The organism is Mycobacterium sp. IDUB_37, assembly GCF_055419245.1.
Window position 1 is genome coordinate 268,573 of sequence record NZ_JBVAXG010000007.1, and the last position, 18,136, is coordinate 286,708.

Genomic DNA, 18,136 nt, shown 5'->3' on the forward strand with positions numbered 1-18,136 from the left:
GCCTAATCGTCCATGATTGCCTACGTGCCCATAGACATCGAGAGCATGCCGCGCGGCGGGCCCGACGCGTCGTGGCTCGACCGGCGGTTGGAGACCGACCGCCCGGAATATATCGACCGCGACGACGTCGATCACAAGAAGCGCGCGGTCATCCGCTCCCTGGACCGGGTGGGTCGACTCTTCGGACTGCACAGCACCGTCGCCCGCATGGTGCTCGACGAAGTCGGCGATCTCCACGAACCCAGAATCCTGGAGCTCGGATCCGGCCACGGCGGATTGTCTCGGACGCTGCTGAACATGCATCCCGGCGCGCACCTCACCGTCACCGACGTCGACCCACAGTTGGTGGCCGCAATAATCGCCGGTGACCTGGCCAAACATCCGCGCGCCGACATCCGGCAAATGGATGCCACCGCTATCGACGCACCCGACGGCGCCTTTGATCTGGCGGTGTTCGCGTTGTCGTTTCACCACTTGCCACCGACGCTCGCGTGCCGGGTATTCGCCGAAGGCACCCGGGTCGCCGACAAGCTGGTGATCATCGATCTGCCGCGACCGCGCTCTGTCGTACACCTGATGCGGTTGGCGCAGATGCTGCCGTTCAGCGCAATCCCGATGGTGCACGACGGCGTGATCAGTTCGCTGCGCGCCTACAGCCCGTCGGCGTTGCTGGCGCTGGCCAGATATGCCGATCCTGCGATGGACGTCACCTTGCGCGGCGGCACCATCTTCAACAGGTCGTTGCGGCCGTTGCCACAAGTCGCGGTGGCCACGAAAAGTCGCCACCATCAGGCAAACTTGCGTGACGCCCAGTAACCCTGTTGCATCGGGTTGTGGGCGAAGAGGTCAAGCGCACCGCGTATGACCGAGCACATAGGCGGGATTACCGGCGCAAGGTGCGGCTGTGTCTAGATGTTTTCGAGACGATGCTCAACCGGACCAGCTTCGATTTCGAACGACCGCTCACCGGCATGGAGATCGAATGCAACCTGGTCGACGCCGACTACCAACCCGCGATGTCGAATCGATTCGTGCTGGATGCCATCGCCGATCCGGCCTACCAGACCGAATTGGGCGCCTACAACATCGAATTCAATGTGCCGCCCCGTCCGTTGCCCGGACACACCGGCTTCGACCTGGAGAGAGAGGTGCGCGCCAGCCTCAATGATGCGGAACTCAAAGCCAATTCAAGCGGCTCGCACATCGTGATGATCGGCATCCTGCCCACCCTGATGCCCGAGCATCTCTCCGAGGGCTGGATGAGTGAGTCAAGGCGGTACACGGCGCTCAATGATTCGATCTTCAACGCCCGAGGCGAGGATATCCCGATCAATATCGCCGGGCCCGAGCCACTGAGCTGGCAGGCCGCGTCGATCGCACCCGAATCCGCTTGTACCAGCATGCAATTGCACCTGCAGCTGGCTCCCGACGATTTCGCCGCGAACTGGAACGCCGCGCAAGTACTGGCCGGGCCACAGTTGGCGTTGGGAGCGAATTCGCCGTACTTCTTCGGCCACCAACTGTGGTCGGAGACCCGCATCGAACTATTCTCCCAATCCACCGACACCAGGCCTGAGGAGCTCAAAACCCAAGGCGTGCGGCCCCGGGTCTGGTTCGGCGAGCAGTGGATCGCCTCGATCGTCGACCTGTTCAAGGAGAACATCCGCTATTTCCCGTCGTTGCTGCCCGAGCTGTCCGATGAGGATCCGGTCGCCGAACTGACCGCGGGCCGCGCCCCACAGTTGGCCGAATTGCGTCTGCACAACGGCACGGTCTACCGGTGGAACCGCCCCGTGTACGACGTTGTGGAAACAAACGGGGTCGGACGTCCGCACCTCCGCCTGGAGAACCGGGTCCTGCCGGCCGGGCCGAGTGTCATTGACATGCTTGCGAATTCGGCCTTCTACTACGGGATGCTGCGCACCTTGTCCGAAGCCGACCAACCGGTGTGGTCGCAGATGAGATTTTCGGTGGCACACCGCAATTTCCTCGATGCGGCCCAGCAAGGCATCGGGGCTCGGTTGCACTGGCCCGGCCTGGGTGAGGTGAGTGCCCCCGAACTGGTCCTGGACACCCTGCTGCCGATGGCCCACGAGGGCCTGCAGCGCTGGGGGGTGGACGTCGCGGTGCGGGACCGCTTCCTCGGGGTCATCGAGGGTCGCGCCAAGGCGAAGCGCAACGGTGCAAGCTGGCAGGTATCCACCGTCGCTGCTTTGGAGGACTCCGGAATGACCCGGCCGCGGGCGCTGGCCGAGATGGTGCGCCGGTACTGCGAGCACATGCATGCCAATGAGCCGGTCCACACGTGGGATCATTAGGAGCGATCGTAAGGTCCGGCGCAAGCCGGGGTGCCGCGGGTCGCGACCATCGAACTAGCCGCGGGTACGTTGGGATTCATGGCACCTGAAGTGATGGATTGGGACCACGCGTACCAGGAAGGCGTTTTCCAGGGGCCACCACCGTGGAACATCGGCGAACCGCAGCCCGAGTTGGCCGCGTTGCTCGACGCAGGCAAGATCCGCAGTGACGTGCTAGATGCCGGTTGCGGCTACGCGGAGCTGTCACTGGAACTGGCCGCCCAGGGCTATACCGTTCATGGCGTCGACCTGACCCCCACCGCCATCGCGGCAGCCACCAAGGCCGCTGCCGAGCGTGGGCTGACGACGGCCACGTTCGAGCAGGCCGACATCACGGAGTTCGCCGGTCATGACGGCCGCTTCGCCACCGTCATCGACAGCACGCTGTTCCACTCGCTGCCGGTCGAGGGCCGGGACGGTTACCTGAAATCGGTCCACCGGGCAGCCGCGCCGGGTGCCAGTTATTACGTGCTGGTGTTCGCCAAGGGCGCTTTCCCGGCGGGTATCGACACCAAACCCAACGAAGTCGACGAGGACGAATTGCGTTCCGCCGTCAGCAAATACTGGGAGATCGACGAGATCCGGCCGGCGTTCATCCACGCGAAAGGCCCGACGATTCCGCCGGGGGTACCCGTCCCGCCGATCGAGTTTCCGTCGCACGAGCAGGACGAGAAGGGCCGGATGAAGATGCCCGCCTTTCTGCTGACGGCGCACAAAGCCGACTGACAGCCTCAGGCCGAGGTCGCGGCGGTCGCGGCTATCAACGCCTCGGCGAACAACTCCAGCTCAGCGGCCGTGGCGTCGACGTGCGGCGAGATGCGCAGCACCGGGCCCGTCAACTCCATCGGCGCTCGGGGAACTCCGGCGAAAGTGGTCAGGATCCGTCGCTCGGTGAGCAACCACGCGCGCACCTCTTCAGGGTCGGCACCATCGACTGGCGCCAAAGTTGTTATCGCGCTGGGCTCGTCGACTTCCTCGACCACCACCCAGCCGTCTACGTCGGCCAGCAAACCGCGCGCGATCGCACCCAATTCGGCCAACCGAGCACGGACCACCTGCGGGCCGCATGCCAGATACTCCCCCAATGCGACCGAAAACCCTACTCGCGCAGCGATATTGGCCTCACCAAAACCGAGCTGCTCGACGACGGATGCACTTGCGGCCCACTGCGGCGCCGCCAGCCGCGGGGTCAGCCGCTCCGCCAAGTCCGGCCGCAACGCCAGCGCCCCGACGCCCCGCGGGCCGGCAACCCACTTGCGCGACGACGTATAGGTGGCGTCGGCACCTACCGCGCAATCGATCTGCCCAAGCGCCTGAGCGGCATCGACAATCAGGGGCACACCCAGTTCGCGGCACAGCTGTGCCACCATCGCCAGCGGTTGCACGGTGCCGCGGTGGCTGGCAACCGGCGTCAGGTGCACTAAGTCGGGCGGGTTTTCCTCGAGCTCAAACGCCGCGTCATCAATGGCCAGCCGACCGTCATCCAACGTCGGCAGCTGCCGTACCTCGAATCCGTGCGCGGCCATCACAGCCAGATTCGGCCCGTACTCACCGGGCAGGCACGCCAACGTGCGACGGTCGCGCGGCCAACTGCCCAGCAACAAGTCCAGCGAATGCAGCGAACCGGTCGTGAACACCACGTCGAGATCCGCAGCCTCAGGCCCTCCGCACAATGTCGCCACAGCAGCGCGTCCGGCGTCCAGCGCCGGCGCGGCCGCCTCGGCCGCAAGGTACCCGCCGACCTCGGATTCGTGCAGTGCGTGCTTGGCCGCGGCATCCAGCGCCGCAAAGCTCTGCCGGGAGCACGCCGCGTTGTCGAGGTGTAGCCCGGCGGCCGGCGGCCGCGCGGCTCGCCATTGCTCGGCCAGCGTCATTTGGCGGCGAGAGACAAACCGAAGTCGCCGGCGTCGTCGGTCCACCACCTGGTTCGTTGCAACCCCACGGCCGCCAGTTCGGCGCGCACCGCGTCCGGTCGAAACTTGCAGGAGACCTCGGTCAGCATCTCTTCGCCTTCGTCGAAGTCAACGGTCAGTTGCAGCCCGCCGACCCGGACCTGCTGTCGGCGTGCGGACCGAAGCCACATCTCAATCCGTTTCTCCTCGACGTTCCAGCGGGCGACGTGCTGATAGGCGTCGATGTCGAAATCCGCGTCGAGTTGCCGGTTGACGACCGCGAGCACGTTGCGATTGAACCGGGCGGTGACGCCGGCGGCGTCGTCGTATGCCCGCACCAGTCGATCGGTGTCCTTGACCAGGTCGGTACCCAGCAGCAGGCTGTCCCCCGGCCGCATCACACCGGACAGGCTCGCAAGGAAATCGGAACGAGGTCCCGGCGTGAGGTTGCCGATCGTAGAGCCCAAGAACACGAACAGCCGCCGTCCACCACCCGGGATCTCGGTCAGATGTTCCTCGAAATCACCACAGACAGCATTGATTTCGATGCCGCCGTACTCGCTTTGGATGGCGGCGGCGGCCGCCTCCAGCACGCTGGCGTCGACGTCGAAGGGTACGAAGCGGCGCAGCGAACCGCGGTCGCGCAGCGCGTTCAACAGCATCCGGGTCTTTTCCGAAGTGCCACTACCCAGTTCGACCAACGTATCGGCCTGGCTGGCCGATGCGATCTCGGCTGACCTGGCCCGCAGAATGGCGGCCTCGGCGCGCGTCGGATAGTACTCCGGCAGCCGGGTGATCTGATCGAATAGATCGCTGCCTACCTCGTCGTAGAACCATTTGGGCGGCAACGACTTCGGTGTCTGCTGCAGCCCGACGAAGACATCGCGGCGCAACGCATGCAAGGCAGAGTCCTCGGCAAGGTGGTTGGACAGCGACAGCGTCATCAGAATCCTTTCGAACGGTTCAGTGCGGTGATGGCGATGTCGACGGCACCGGCGCCGCCGACCACCTCCACCAGATGTTGGTCCGGCACGTCTTCCCAGGCTGGGTCGTCGTCATAGGGTTCGCTGGCCAGCACCACGCCGTCCGGGCGGCGCAGGATGGACAGCGTGTCACCCCACGTGGTCGCAACCAGCCGAGAACCGTTGGCGGCCATGATGTTCAGCCTGGCCAGTGGATCGGCGGTGCCGACCTCGACGATGGTGTCGCCCAATGCATCCAGTCCTCGAGTGAAGATTTCCGCCGCGAGAACGGCACTGTCACAGACTGATTCGGCAGCCGCACTGAGCGGCAGGACCGCGCGGTCGACGACGCCGTTATGCGACAGCAGCCACTGCCCGTCGGTGAACGGAGCGGTGGCGGTGGCCTCGATGGGCATGCCTACCGTGGCCGAGCGCACCGCTGCCACCAAACAGTGGCTGCGCAGCGCCGGCGCCACCGATTGAAACGAAGCTTCGCCCCACAACGGCGCGGGGCTGCGCCAGCGGCGCGGCGTGCCACCCTCCGACAAGTCATCGAAAAAGCCGACGCCCCAACCATCCGCGTTCATGAGTCCGTGCTTTTGCCGGCGCGGCGCGTAGGACTGGGTCTGCAGCCCGTGCGGTGGGTCGAGCACCAGCGAGGAAACGCTGACCGGTTCACCGAGCCATCCCAGATGACGACACATCAGACGTCCCAGGCCAATCGGACACCGGAGAAGATCTGACGGCGATACGGGTGGTCCCAGTTGCGGAAGCTGGGTCGCACGATCGACGACTCCACCGCCCACGACCCACCGCGCAGCACCCGGTAGTCGCCGTCGAAGAAGGGCTGGGAGTAGCGCTCGTAGATCATCGGCACGAAGCCAGGCCATGGACGTAACGGCGAACTGGTCCATTCCCAGACATCGCCGAGCATCTGTTCGACTCCGTACGCGGAAGCGCCTGCGGGGTAGGCGCCGACGGGCGCCGGGCGCAGAGCGCCGCCCCCCAGGTTGGCCACGTCACCAGAGGGAAAACGGTCACCCCACGGATAGCGCCGGCGCGAGTCCGTCGAGGGATCCCAGCAGCAGGCCTTTTCCCATTCCATCTCGGTAGGCAGTCGGGCGCCGGCCCACGCTGCGTAGGCCTCGGCTTCGAAGTAGCTGATGTGCTGTACCGGTTCATCGGCAGGCACGTCCTCGACGTAGCCGAACCGGGTGCGGTTTCGCGCGTCGGGGCTCCAAAATTGCGGCGCCGTCAGGCCCGCTTGCTGGCGATGCTGCCAACCGCGAGTCGACCACCACCGCGGTTGCGCGTAACCGCCGTCCTCGATGAATTGGCGCCATTCGCCGTTGGTCACCGGAACACGTCCGATCCGGAATGACGGCAGATCGACCAGGTGTGCGGGACGCTCATTGTCCAGCGAGTAAGGCTCACTCGCCGCATCCACGCCAAGCGTGAACGACCCGCCCGGCACCAGCACCGACGTTCCCGCCAGACCGGGACGCCCCGCGGGAACAGGGGCGATCTCCCCCAGCAGGGGCGCGCCGGTCCGCAGGTTCAGCGCCTGCAACATGGTTTCGCCGTGCTGATTCTCGTGGCTGACGACCAGCCCGAAATGGAAGTCGCTCGCGTCGTCCGAGAGGGTGTCCAGCGCATCGAGCGCGGCGTCACGAACTGTGCGGCAATACGTCCGGGCCTGCACCGGCGAGAGCAGCGGAAGCTCCACCCGACTGGCCCGCGAATGCACAAAGGCGTCGTAAAGCCCTTCGACCTCGTGCGGCAGCATTCCCGGGCGATCGGGATTTCCGTTCCGCAGCAGCCACAACTCTTCCTGCTGGCCGATATGGGCCAAGTCCCACACCAGAGGGCTCATCAAGGGGTCGTACTGGCGCCGAAGTTCGGCATCATCGAAGTCGACCAGGCGCAACGTGCGGGTGCGCGCGCGCTCCAAATCGCCGGCAAGCCGTTCCCGCGCCGCCGTCACGATTCCCCTAGGGACCCGCCCGCGGCCCGCGAAACCTCGGCTGCGATGCCGTGTTCGATCACCCGGTCGGAGAAGTCGTCGGCCGGGCTGCGCCCCGTCTCGACGTTCAGCATCAACTGTTGCATCGGGTCGACGAGTTCCGGCGGGACCTGCTCGGCGGCGATCGCCAGACATCGGTTGGCGGCGGTATAGAGGCGCCGATCGCGAAGCCCGAGGCGGGCCGCGGTATCCCAGGCAGTGGCCACTGGTTCGACCGCCTCGGCTGCCAGTTGGGCGGCCGCCGCGTCGTCGAGCAGCTTCGTCAAGGTGAATACCAACGCCGGCCAGATGGTGTCCGGGACACTGTCCAGATAGCGGATTTCCAGCCACTGCCGTGGCCGGACCGGAGGGAAAAGCGTGGTCAGGTGATATTCCAAGTCGGCGACTGTGGGTCGGCGATCACCCAACAGCACCCGACCGTCCACCCAGTCGGTGAATGGCACGTAATAGGTGACTGCGATGGCGTCTTGGGTGTCCGGGTGTCGCACCATCATCACCGGCGCCTTCAGTGCGTACCGGGCCCAGTCGGTGCCGGGGTCGTCTCCGCTGACACCGAGGACGGGACCACACCGCGCGGAATCCATCTGACCCCACACCCACTGCCGGGTGGACTGCCAACCAGAGAATTCACCCCCCAGCATCGGAGAGTTGGCCGCGATCGCGATCATCGTGGGCCCCAGCGCGTGGGCCAAGCGCACCCGGTCAGCCCAGCCCGCCTGCGGTCCGGCGTCCAGGTTGACCTGGATCGATGCCGTCGACGTCATCATGGACGCACCTGCCGCCCCACTGTGGCTGGCGGCAAAGAACTGTTCCATCGCGCGGTAACGGGCGCCCGGGTTGATGCGCATCGGTTCCCGCAACGGGTCCGTACCAAGGAACACCAGCCCCAACCCAGAGTCGGCGAAAGACGATCGCAGCACCGCCTGATCGCGGATCATCGCCTCGATCGCAGGCAGCACTCCGTCCGCGGGCGGCCCCGAAAGTTCAACGGCGCCACCGGGTTCCAAAGTTATCGCGCTGCCGCTCGGTAACGGACCGATCCACTTGAGGACCTCGGAGATCTCCTCCCAGCCCGGCCTGCGGAGTGGATCGGCCGGGTCGAAGCAATGCGCCTCGAGTTCCAGGCCGACCGTACCCAACGGGCCGTCGGCGAGGCAGCTGCCGGCGATCTGTTCCGCCACAGCCGCCGAACTGGTCAACTCGGTGTCAGTCGGGTGCCCGCCGTCGAGCTGCGGAGCCGGCGCGGTGGTAGCGATGCGTGTCATATCACGATCCCTCCGGGCCGCATTCCTCTGAACCATCTTGCTCTGGGCCAGCACTCTTCGCAGCTATCGGAACGATAGCCACCAACACTTCATCTACCAGAGGGCCCCGACATATTCCCGTCCACCCGGATTGCACGAGGTAGACAAGTACCCAAATTCTGGCCGACTATTGCTCCGGGGTCGGTTGGACCCTGGCGCGCCGGCGCAAGGTCAGACCTTGGCCGAGACGTCCACGTCGACGTTGCCGCGAGTGGCCTTGGAGTACGGGCACACGCCGTGCGCCTGCTTCACCAAGTCATCCGCGGCGCTCTGCTCGAGACCCGGCAGGTAACCAATGATCTTGCCGGTCAACCCGAACCCGCCCTCGGAGTCCTTACCGAACCCGATCTCGACGGTGACATCGGTGGCGTCGTCGAGCTTGACCTTCGCCTTGCCCGCGACCAACCGGAGCGCACCGAGGAAACACGCCGCGTACCCCGCGGAGAACAGCTGCTCGGGGTTGGTTCCCTCGCCGCTGCCACCCAGCGTCTTGGGCGGGCGGGTGTCCAGGTCGATGCGGCCGTCATCGGACTTCACGTGGCCGTCACGGCCGCCGCCCGTCGCGGTAGATGCAGTGGTGTAAACGACTTCGATGCTCATGGGCTCGATCATGCCAGCCCGTGAATGTCACCCCAGGTTCGCCCGGACTCCCTCTTCGACCTTCTTGCCGAGGTCGGGGTCGACGTTGCTCCAGTATTCGAACACCCGCGACAGCACCGGCTCTTTCACGCCCTTCGAGACGTGCCCAATGATGTTGGTGGCCAAGCGTTCCCGAGCGTCGTCGTCGAGGACCTCCCGAACCAACGTGCCGGCCTGGCCCCAGTCGTCGTCCTCTTCTCGCAAGGTATAGGCCGACCGAACCATTTCACCGTCGGCGAACCAGCGCACCTCGGCCGCGCGCTTCGGGTCCGCGTGCGGTCCGCCGAACGAGTTGGGCGCGTACACCGGATCCGACACGTTCTTGATCCGCATCGCACCGTCTTTGGAGTAGCTGTTGACCTCCACTTGCGGGGAGTTGACGGGGATCTGCTTGTAGTTCGTCCCGAGGCGCGCCCGGTGTGCGTCGGCGTAGGAGAAGCCGCGGGCGAGCAGCATCTTGTCCGGGCTCAGTCCGGTGCCGGGCACAATATTGTTCGGTTCGAAGGCGGCCTGTTCCATTTCGGTGTGGTAGTCGGTGACGTTGCGGTCCAATGTCAGCTTGCCTACGTCGATCAGCGGGTAGTCGCTGTGCGGCCACACCTTGGTGAGGTCGAAGGGATTGAACCGGTAGGTCTTAGCCTCCTCGAAAGGCATGATCTGCATCTTCAGCGTCCAACTCGGGAAGTCGCCGCCCTCGATCGATTCGTAGAGGTCGCGCTGGTGGTAGTCGCCATCTTCCCCGGCCAACCGGTCGGCGTCCTGCTGCGACAAGTAGTCGATGCCCTGGTCGCTGATGAAGTGGTACTTCACCCAGAACATCTCGTCTGCGGCGTTGAGCCAGCTGTAGGTGTGGCTGCTGTAGCCGTTCATGTGCCGCCAGTTTTTGGGTATGCCGCGGTCGCCCATCAACCAGGTCACCTGGTGCGCCGACTCCGGCGTGAGGGTCCAGAAGTCCCACTGCATGGTGTGATCGCGAACGTTGCTCGCCTGCAAGCGCTTCTGGGAGCGGATGAAGTGCTGGAACTTCATTGGGTCGCGGATGAAGAAGACCGGCGTGTTATTGCCGACCATGTCGAAGTTCCCCTCCGACGTGTAGAACTTCAGCGAGAATCCACGCGGATCCCGCCAGGTGTCTGGGCTGCCGCGCTCGCCCGCGACGGTGGAGAACCTGATCAGCGTGTCGGTCTTGGTACCTGGCTGAAATACCGCCGCGCGAGTGAACTTGCTGACGTCGTTGGTGACCTCGAAATGGCCGAAGGCGCCGCCACCTTTGGCATGCGGTTGGCGTTCCGGGATGCGTTCCCGGTTGAACTGCGCCATCTGCTCGATCAGGTAGTGGTCCTGCAGCAGGATTGGTCCGTCGGGACCAATGGTCAACGACTCTTTGTCACTGGGAGCGGGGCTGCCGCCGTCAGTGGTGGTGTAGCGCTCCGTCATTTCGCAATCTCCTTGAACTGGGCTGTCGAACGGAAATCAAGGGCGACACGGCGGGCACCATGCCGCCAAGTCCGGCGCACGCCGCCGAACACGAATGGGCTGTGCCTTCTGTGTTACCCCGGTAGCAGACGGCAAAACCGTCAGCGCTCCGGTGAATCCGGCAGGCCCCACGGTCGCGACCCGACGAAGCTAACGGCCGGGCGGGCTGCTGGGCGTGCTCGGGCCCGAAGTCGGCGGCTGCGCGGGACTGGCCCCAGGCGGGCCGCCGGCCGGGCCACCGGGGAACCCTGGTCCCATGCCGGGGAACCCGGGCCCCATACCGGGAGGCGGCGGGCCGGGGAATTGGAACTGCCACGGGCTGCCGGCGCCGGGACCTCCGCCTCCGGGCCCTCCGGGTCCACCGGGTCCTCCGGGGTGGAACATGCCGTGGTGATGACGGTGGTGGTGGTGACACCCGCCGAAAACCATGGCCCCGGCGAAGAACAGCGTCGAGGCGATGAACGTGATCCCGGCGATGATCACCACCCAAGCCGCGACCCGGTAGAGGCGCGGAGGCTTTTCCTGCGGCGGCGGTGGGGGCGGCGCCGTGGCAGTCGCGCCGGGGGCTGAGGGTCCGGGTGTATCACTCATGTCTTTGAATATCGCTCAGGCGCACAGCACCGTAAAGGGGCATCACGACAAAGTTGTCCTGAATAAAGATGTAGCTGTTGAATAAAGATGTAGCCCGGCGCTCGTGCGAGCGCCGGGCTATCGGTTACAGGTCTTAGCGGCCGGGTGTCGGAGTCGGCGTCGGCGATGGCGCGACTGAGGACGGCACCTGTCCCGGCCCGCCGGGGCTATTGCCCGGACCCACCTGCGGTGACCCTCCCTGGGGGAAGCCCGAATGGTGATACATCGCCGGGTGGTGCTTGTGGTGACCATGGTGTCCGCCGCCATGGTGGCCACTCATCAGGCCTAGCCGGAATCCGGTGAAGAAGATGACCGAGACGATGAAAACGATCCCAGCAACGATGGCCACCCACGCCGCGGCCTTGAAGACCTTGGGCGTGCGGTGTTCGGGCGGTGGTGCGACCGCAGTAGAGGTCCGCGTGGTTGGCGTGTCAGCAATTTGGCTCATGAGACGGATGATGCCCGGGCAACCAGTAGTAATGGCTATGCGCTACTTAGGTGCCAGCTATGAGAGCAAGCACCCGACCTGAGCTGGTAAAGCTCACCGCCCGATGGGTTGCGGGTACGATCTGCCCGTGTCTGGCTCCGTAACCACGCGCCCCACGATCTGCCTCAACATGATCGTCCGAAACGAGGCGCATATCGTCACCGAAACCCTTGATTCGGTTGCGCCTTATATCAGTTCGTGGGTCATCGTCGACACTGGTTCGGACGACGGGACCCAGGACGTGATCCGCAACCACATGACCCGCCTCGGCATCGCCGGTGATCTGCACGAGCGCCCCTGGCGCGACTTCGGACATAACCGGTCCGAGGCTTTGAACCTCGCCCAAGGTCGTGGCGACTACGTCTGGGTCGTCGATGCCGACGACGTGGTCAAAGGGACGCCTGACTTCGGCGACCTCACGGCCGAGATCTACATGCTTCGCGTCAAAAGCAATGAATCAGTCGTATGGAAGCCGCAGTTGTTCCGCGACGGGTTGCCCATTCGCTATAAGGGCGTAGTCCACGAGTCCATCGAATGCGACCGCGCCTGCGATGTTGCGCGCCTCGAAGGCGACTATCACATTGAATACCGTCACCTCGGTGCCCGCAGCCAGGATCCGCAGACCTTTGCCCGTGATCGCGACCTGCTGCTAGCCGAGGTCGAAAAGGCTCCAGAGGACGCGGCTAAGGTCATTCACCTGGCCCAGAGTTATTTCTTTCTGCGCGACTACGAGAACGCGCGCAAATGGTATGCGCGGCGGGCCGATCTCGGTGGTAACGAAGAGGAAGTCTTTCACGCTAAGTACCGGATTGCGGAGTCCCTGGCACAAGGCGGTGGCTCCTGGCCCGATATTCAAGACGCGTACCTGTCAGCATGGGAATATCGCCCGACCCGCGCCGAGCCCCTCTACGCCCTCGCGACTTACTACCGCGCCAACGAGCGATATCAACTCGGTTACCAATTCGCCAAGCTCGCCGCCGAAATCCCATTTCCGGAAGGCGACACGCTACTTACTCAGGAGGAAGTTCACACCTTCCGCGCAGCCGAAGAGCAAGCGGTGTGTGCGGGCATGCTCGGCCGGCAGGACGAGGCATTCAGCATTTTCCGCCAGATAGTCGCCAACCCCGAAGTGTCCGACGAGGAGCGGACGAGGACCGCACGGAACCGCGACATTTGCGCGCCAATGATCATCAATCAGGCATGCGCATACCCTGAGCAATTGGTACAGCGGCTTGCTACCGATCCGCGTGTCGGAGACGTCACCGTCAGCCTAATTGTCGGCCCGGAACGCGATCCCGTCATCTACACGATGAACTCATTCCTGAACTGCTGCACCGACGTATCGCGCATCGGCCGATTCCTGGCAGTAGATGCAGGCTTGTCAGTCGGGGATCGGGCAACGCTCGAAGACATGTACCCGTTCCTGGAGTTCAGCTCTCCCGATGGGTCGGGCACACCCTGGGCACAGATCCGCAGTCAGATCGACGGAAGGTTGTGGATGCACCTGGGCCGCGGCTGGACATTCTTCGCGCCCGAAAGCTACGCGGGCCGCCTGGCTGCGGTGCTCGACGCTGAACCAACTGTGCTACAAGTCGGGGTCAACTTCGCCGACGCGACAAACATCAGCGGTGCCTGCGCAGTTGGGAGCGAGGTTCGCCGAGACGACGTCGCGGGCCGCTACGTGGTCGGCAACGCGTTGACGAACGGTCCGGCCATGTTCGACATCACCCGCCTGGACGGGGTCGGCGGGATCGACGGCAATGCCCTGGACCCGATCATCGACCTCAGGCGGCGTGCGGTCAGCGCGGGGCTGCAGTCGGCCACCCTCGACGAGGTGCTGTGCGTATGCGTCACTGCCGGCACCCCGACACTCTGATCAGACACTAAGCCGCTGGCGGATATAGGAGGATTTGCCGTGTCCGACTCGGCGTCCGTCCGCCCTACGATCTGCCTCAACATGATCGTGCGGAACGAGGCACACATCGTTCGGGAGGTGCTCGACGCGGTCGCGCCCCACATCACGTGGTGGGTGATCGTGGACACCGGCTCCGACGACGGGACTCAAGCCCTGATCCGCGACCACATGGCCGAGCTCGGCATCCCCGGTCAGCTCCACGAAAGGCCGTGGCGCAACTTCGGCCACAATCGGTCGGAAGCGCTGAGACTCGCGCAGGGCCATGGCGACTACATCTGGGTGATGGACGCCGACGACACGCTCGCGGGAACGCCCGATTTCAGCGGGCTGACCGCGGACATCTATCTCATGCGCGTCGATACTCACGATGTCGCCCTATGGCGACCGCACTTGTTCCGCAACGGACTGCCCGTGCGCTACCAGGGCGTCCTCCACGAGGCTCTGGTCTGCGACGAACCCTGCAGTACCGTGCGCCTCGAGGGCGACTACCACATCGATGCGCGGAGTCTCGGCGCCCGCAGCCAGAACCCACAGACCTTCCAGCGCGATCGCGATCTGTTGCTGGCCGAGGTCCAGCACAACCCCGAGGATTCGCGGTCGGTGTTCTATCTGGCCCAGTCCTACTTCTTCCTGCACGACTTCACCAATGCGCGCAGGTGGTATGCGCGGCGAGCCGAAATGGGTGGCTGGGACGAAGAGGTCTACTTCGCCATGTCCCAGATCCCGGCGATGATGGAGCTACTTGGTGAACCGTGGGCTGACGTCAAGGACGCCTACCTCAAAGCGTGGAATTTTCGTCCTGTCCGGGCCGAACCGCTGTACGCCATCGCAGTTCATTACCGCACCGAGGGGCAGTATCAGCTCGGCTACAAGTTCGCCAAGCTCGCCGCCGAGATTCCTTTCCCCGAAGAGGACGAACTTTTCACCCGTCCGGACATCTATACCTGGCGGGCGCAGCAGGAGCAGGCCATCTGCGCTGCCATGCTCGGCAATCCCGCGGAGTCGTTCGCGCTGTTCCGCCAGCTGCTGGTCCGGCCTGGCATCCCTGAGGAAGAGCGGCAACGAATCTCCGGCAACCGCGATGTCTGCGTGCCGTCGATGGTCGACGCGGCCTCATCGTATTCGGCAGCGCTCGCGCGGCGACTGGTCGCTGGGACACGCGGAGGCGAGGTGGTTATCAGCCTGTTCGCCGGTCCCGATCGCATGAGCACTGAGCATTCGCTGAACTCGTTCCTGCACTGTTGCACCGACCTACCGCGGGCGGGGCGCTTCCTGGCAATCGACGCCGGCCTATCTGCCGCAGATCGCGCACTACTCCTGCAGCGGTACGGGTTCCTCGAATTTGTCCGTGCCGACCCCGCGGACGCGCCCGGCACCCCGTTCGCTGCAATCCGTAGTCAGATCGACGGACGGTTCTGGCTTCATCTGGGCCAGGGCTGGCGATTCTTCGCGCCCGAGAACCTCATCAGCCGGCTAGTCGGGGTACTCGAGGCCGAACCACAGGTGTTTCAGGTGGCGGTCAATTTCGCAGACGCAATCAAGCCGACCGGTTCGTGCGCGGCCAACGATGCCGTGCGCCGCACCCCGACTGCCGGCCGGTACACACTCACCGACGTGATCGCTCGCGGGCCGGCGATGTTCGATGTCGCCCGTCTGGATCGGGCCGGCGGTGTGGACAGCACCAATATTGCGCCGCTGGTCGATCTCGGTCGGCGAGCGACGTCCGCAGGCTTGCGGACCGCCAGCCTTGACGAGGTACTCTGCCTCGCCACGGACCCGCCCCAGCGGGCAACTCCGCCACCGCGCAACTCAAACCCGCGAAACCGCGATTTAGTCCTCTGATTCCGGCGTGTCCGCGCCGCGGCTACAGCTGGGCGGCGAGCAGTTCAGCGATCTGAATAGTGTTGAGCGCAGCGCCTTTTCGTAGATTATCGCCGGAGACGAACAGCGCCAGACCACGGCCGTCGGGCACCCCCGGATCTTGGCGGATGCGGCCGACCAGAGATTCGTCGACACCCGCGGCGGCCAGCGGTGTGGGCACCTGGACCAGCTTGACGCCGGGAGCACCGCTGAGAATCTCGCGAGCCCGCTCGGGCGAGATGGGCCGGGCGAATTCCGCATTGATCGACAGCGAGTGGCCGGTGAAGACCGGAACTCGCACACAAGTGCCGCTCACCAGCAAATCCGGGATGCCCAGAATCTTGCGGCTCTCGGAACGCAGCTTCTGGTCTTCGTCGGTCTCGCCGGAACCGTCGTCCACCAGCGATCCGGCCAAGGCCACCACATTGAACGCAATCGGCGCGACATACTTGTTGGGCGCCGGGAAGGTCACCGCATTTCCGCTGTGCACCAGGCCTTCAGCGCCGTCGATGACCGCCCGCGCCTGGGTCGCCAGTTCCTCGACGCCGGCGAGACCGCTGCCGGACACCGCTTGGTAGGTCGAGGCGATGAAGCGGACCAGTTGGGCTTCGTCGTGCAGCACCTTGAGCACCGGCATCGCGGCCATGGTGGTGCAGTTGGGGTTGGCGATGATGCCTTTCTTGAGGGGCTGGGTCCGGTTGGCGACATCTCTCTCGAAGTTCACCTCGGAGACCACGAGTGGCACGTCGGGGTCTTTGCGCCATGCCGACGAGTTGTCGATCACCGTCACGCCGGCGGCCGCGAAGCGCGGCGCCTGCACCTTGGACATGGCCCCGCCGGCGGAGAACAACGCGATGTCCAGTCCGCTGGGATCAGCGGTCTCGGCGTCCTCGACCTCAATCTCCTGGCCACGGAAGGCCAGCTTGCGCCCCTGCGAGCGGGCGGAGGCGAAAAACCGCACGGACTTCGCCGGGAAGTCACGCTCTTCCAGCAGGGTCCGCATCACCTGGCCCACCTGGCCGGTGGCCCCCACTACCCCGATTGATAACTCGGCCATTATCGACCTGTCCCCGCATACACCGTCGCGTCCTCCTCGCCACCAAGCCCGAATGCTTCGTGTAACGCAACGACGGCCTTATCTAGTTCGGTGTCGCGGCACAGAACCGAGATCCGGATCTCGGAGGTGGAGATGAGCTCGATGTTGACCCCGACGGCGGCCAGCGCCTCACAGAAGGTCGCGGTGACGCCGGGGTGGCTGCGCATACCGGCGCCGATCAGCGAAACCTTGCCGATGTGGTCGTCGTAAAGCAGTTGGGTGAAGCCGATCTCGTCTTTGAGCGAGTCCAGCTTGGCCACCGCGGTGGGACCGCTGTCCCGGGAGCAGGTGAACGTGATGTCGGTCTTGCCGTCCTCGACCTTGGAGACGTTCTGCAACACCATGTCGATGTTCACGTCGGCTTCGGCGACGGCACGGAAGACCTTCGCCGCGTACCCGGGGATGTCGGGCAGCCCCACAACGGTCACTTTGGCCTCGCTGCGGTCGTGCGCGACTCCGGTCAGGATGGGGTCTTCCATTGGTGTGTCCTTGATCGATCCGACAACGACAGTGCCTTTTTTGTCCGAGTACGAAGACCGGACGTGTACCGGAAGGTTGTACCTCCGGGCGTATTCGACGCAGCGCAACATCAGTACCTTGGCGCCGCAGGCCGCCATCTCGAGCATCTCCTCGAAGGTGACTTTGTCGAGTTTGCGGGCGTTGGGCACGATGCGCGGGTCGGCGCTGAAGATGCCGTCCACATCGGTGTAGATCTCGCAGACATCGGCGCCCAGCGCGGAAGCCAGCGCTACGGCCGTGGTGTCCGAGCCGCCGCGGCCCAGCGTGGTGACATCGCGGGTGTCCTGGCTGACACCCTGGAACCCGGCCACCAGCACGATGCAACCCTCGTCGAGCGCGGCCTGCAGCCGAGTTGGCGTGACGTCGATGATCTTGGCGTTGCCGTGGGTTCCGGTAGTCACCACGCCTGCTTGGGAACCGGTGAACGAGCGAGCGTGCGCACCCAGCGATTCGATCGCCATGGCCACCAGCGCGTTGGAGATGCGCTCTCCGGCGGTGAGCAACATGTCGAGTTCGCGCGGCGGCGGTACCGGGCAGACCTGCTGAGCCAACTCCAGCAGGTCGTCGGTCGTGTCACCCATGGCAGAGACGACGACCACCACGTCGTTGCCCTGCTTTTTGGTCTCCACGATCCGCTCGGCTACGCGGCGAATCCGGTCGGCGTCGGACACTGAGGATCCGCCGTACTTCTGGACGACGAGCGCCACTGATCTTTTCCTGTCTGGCGATTCCTGGTTCTGGCTTAAGTCCACAACAGAATACGTGGCGGCGCATCTCGATTTTCGTGGCTGCCGCGCCATCGAGTGTGAGCCCTGCGTAGCTAAACCGTGCCGCATCCCGCATTAGGCCACACTCTCGGCGGCTCAACAGTAGGTTTTGGTGACGCGGCAGTTAGCGGTAGAGTCCAATCCGTGCAGCGGGTGCTCCTTCTCGGACGCCGCGACGGGGTCTGATCCAGACTGGCCTCCCGTCGCGG

16 protein-coding genes are annotated in these 18,136 nt (G+C 64.8%); 5 read left to right on the forward strand and 11 right to left on the reverse strand.

The window, feature by feature from the left end; genetic code table 11:
- The first annotated feature begins 12 nt into the window (after positions 1 to 12).
- From ACZY1I_RS23225 to ACZY1I_RS23235, 3 genes are all read left to right on the forward strand, one after another.
- Positions 13 to 816 (forward strand): methyltransferase domain-containing protein, encoded by an 804-nt coding sequence (locus ACZY1I_RS23225; RefSeq protein WP_463757738.1) that lies wholly within the window; start codon positions 13 to 15, stop codon positions 814 to 816.
- 17 nt (positions 817 to 833) lie between these two features.
- The gene (locus tag ACZY1I_RS23230) at positions 834 to 2,318 is read left to right on the forward strand and encodes a glutamate-cysteine ligase family protein (protein WP_463757740.1); all 1,485 of its coding nucleotides are present in this window, start codon (positions 834 to 836) and stop codon (positions 2,316 to 2,318) included.
- Between the two features lie 78 nt (positions 2,319 to 2,396).
- Positions 2,397 to 3,083, forward strand: coding sequence for a class I SAM-dependent methyltransferase (locus ACZY1I_RS23235; RefSeq protein WP_463757743.1), 687 nt, complete (start codon positions 2,397 to 2,399; stop codon positions 3,081 to 3,083).
- Positions 3,084 to 3,088: 5 nt separating this feature from the next.
- Here ACZY1I_RS23235 and egtE read toward each other — a convergent pair whose 3' ends face one another.
- The 9 genes from egtE to ACZY1I_RS23280 all read right to left on the reverse strand — a co-directional run bounded on the left by egtE (position 3,089) and on the right by ACZY1I_RS23280 (position 11,740).
- A complete protein-coding gene (gene egtE / locus ACZY1I_RS23240) occupies positions 3,089 to 4,231 on the reverse strand; it encodes an ergothioneine biosynthesis PLP-dependent enzyme EgtE (RefSeq protein ID WP_463757746.1) in 1,143 nt (380 codons plus the stop codon).
- Positions 4,228 to 5,193 carry an L-histidine N(alpha)-methyltransferase gene (gene egtD, locus ACZY1I_RS23245; protein ID WP_463757750.1) on the reverse strand — a complete coding sequence of 322 codons (966 nt, stop codon included), beginning with the start codon at positions 5,191 to 5,193 and terminating at the stop codon, positions 4,228 to 4,230. Before egtD ends, egtE begins: the two co-directional genes overlap by 4 nt.
- Complete coding sequence (egtC, locus tag ACZY1I_RS23250; protein ID WP_463757752.1) at positions 5,193 to 5,915, reverse strand: ergothioneine biosynthesis protein EgtC; 723 nt, start codon at positions 5,913 to 5,915, stop codon at positions 5,193 to 5,195. Before egtC ends, egtD begins: the two co-directional genes overlap by 1 nt.
- Entirely contained in the window at positions 5,915 to 7,195 is a 1,281-nt protein-coding gene (gene egtB, locus ACZY1I_RS23255) for an ergothioneine biosynthesis protein EgtB (RefSeq protein ID WP_463757755.1), read from the reverse strand. Before egtB ends, egtC begins: the two co-directional genes overlap by 1 nt.
- On the reverse strand, positions 7,192 to 8,499 hold the full coding sequence (egtA, locus tag ACZY1I_RS23260) for an ergothioneine biosynthesis glutamate--cysteine ligase EgtA (RefSeq protein WP_463757758.1): 1,308 nt from the start codon (positions 8,497 to 8,499) through the stop codon (positions 7,192 to 7,194). Before egtA ends, egtB begins: the two co-directional genes overlap by 4 nt.
- A gap of 210 nt (positions 8,500 to 8,709) precedes the next feature.
- Positions 8,710 to 9,138 (reverse strand): organic hydroperoxide resistance protein, encoded by a 429-nt coding sequence (locus tag ACZY1I_RS23265; protein ID WP_463757761.1) that lies wholly within the window; start codon positions 9,136 to 9,138, stop codon positions 8,710 to 8,712.
- A gap of 27 nt (positions 9,139 to 9,165) precedes the next feature.
- On the reverse strand, positions 9,166 to 10,614 hold the full coding sequence (locus ACZY1I_RS23270; protein ID WP_463757763.1) for a catalase: 1,449 nt from the start codon (positions 10,612 to 10,614) through the stop codon (positions 9,166 to 9,168).
- Positions 10,615 to 10,803: 189 nt separating this feature from the next.
- A complete protein-coding gene (locus ACZY1I_RS23275) occupies positions 10,804 to 11,244 on the reverse strand; it encodes a hypothetical protein (RefSeq protein ID WP_463757767.1) in 441 nt (146 codons plus the stop codon).
- Between the two features lie 133 nt (positions 11,245 to 11,377).
- Entirely contained in the window at positions 11,378 to 11,740 is a 363-nt protein-coding gene (locus ACZY1I_RS23280) for a hypothetical protein (protein ID WP_463757962.1), read from the reverse strand.
- A 118-nt stretch (positions 11,741 to 11,858) separates the two neighbouring features.
- Between ACZY1I_RS23280 and ACZY1I_RS23285 the strand changes: the two genes are divergently transcribed.
- Positions 11,859 to 13,646 carry a glycosyltransferase gene (locus tag ACZY1I_RS23285; protein WP_463757769.1) on the forward strand — a complete coding sequence of 596 codons (1,788 nt, stop codon included), beginning with the start codon at positions 11,859 to 11,861 and terminating at the stop codon, positions 13,644 to 13,646.
- A gap of 39 nt (positions 13,647 to 13,685) precedes the next feature.
- Positions 13,686 to 15,527 carry a glycosyltransferase gene (locus ACZY1I_RS23290; RefSeq protein ID WP_463757773.1) on the forward strand — a complete coding sequence of 614 codons (1,842 nt, stop codon included), beginning with the start codon at positions 13,686 to 13,688 and terminating at the stop codon, positions 15,525 to 15,527.
- A 22-nt stretch (positions 15,528 to 15,549) separates the two neighbouring features.
- Here ACZY1I_RS23290 and ACZY1I_RS23295 read toward each other — a convergent pair whose 3' ends face one another.
- Entirely contained in the window at positions 15,550 to 16,602 is a 1,053-nt protein-coding gene (locus tag ACZY1I_RS23295) for an aspartate-semialdehyde dehydrogenase (RefSeq protein WP_463757777.1), read from the reverse strand.
- Entirely contained in the window at positions 16,602 to 17,867 is a 1,266-nt protein-coding gene (locus tag ACZY1I_RS23300; protein WP_463757782.1) for an aspartate kinase, read from the reverse strand. Before ACZY1I_RS23300 ends, ACZY1I_RS23295 begins: the two co-directional genes overlap by 1 nt.
- Between the last annotated feature and the right edge of the window lie 269 nt (positions 17,868 to 18,136).

Coding starts and splice junctions, on each gene's coding strand:
- ACZY1I_RS23265 (WP_463757761.1), bottom strand. CDS start 9,138: ATGAGCATCGAAGTCGTTTACACCACTGCATCTACCGCGACGGGCGGC.
- ACZY1I_RS23275 (WP_463757767.1), bottom strand. CDS start 11,244: ATGAGTGATACACCCGGACCCTCAGCCCCCGGCGCGACTGCCACGGCG.
- ACZY1I_RS23295 (WP_463757777.1), bottom strand. CDS start 16,602: ATGGCCGAGTTATCAATCGGGGTAGTGGGGGCCACCGGCCAGGTGGGC.
- egtE (WP_463757746.1), bottom strand. CDS start 4,231: ATGACGCTGGCCGAGCAATGGCGAGCCGCGCGGCCGCCGGCCGCCGGG.
- egtD (WP_463757750.1), bottom strand. CDS start 5,193: ATGACGCTGTCGCTGTCCAACCACCTTGCCGAGGACTCTGCCTTGCAT.
- egtC (WP_463757752.1), bottom strand. CDS start 5,915: ATGTGTCGTCATCTGGGATGGCTCGGTGAACCGGTCAGCGTTTCCTCG.
- ACZY1I_RS23225 (WP_463757738.1), top strand. CDS start 13: ATGATTGCCTACGTGCCCATAGACATCGAGAGCATGCCGCGCGGCGGG.
- ACZY1I_RS23270 (WP_463757763.1), bottom strand. CDS start 10,614: ATGACGGAGCGCTACACCACCACTGACGGCGGCAGCCCCGCTCCCAGT.
- ACZY1I_RS23235 (WP_463757743.1), top strand. CDS start 2,397: ATGGCACCTGAAGTGATGGATTGGGACCACGCGTACCAGGAAGGCGTT.
- egtA (WP_463757758.1), bottom strand. CDS start 8,499: ATGACACGCATCGCTACCACCGCGCCGGCTCCGCAGCTCGACGGCGGG.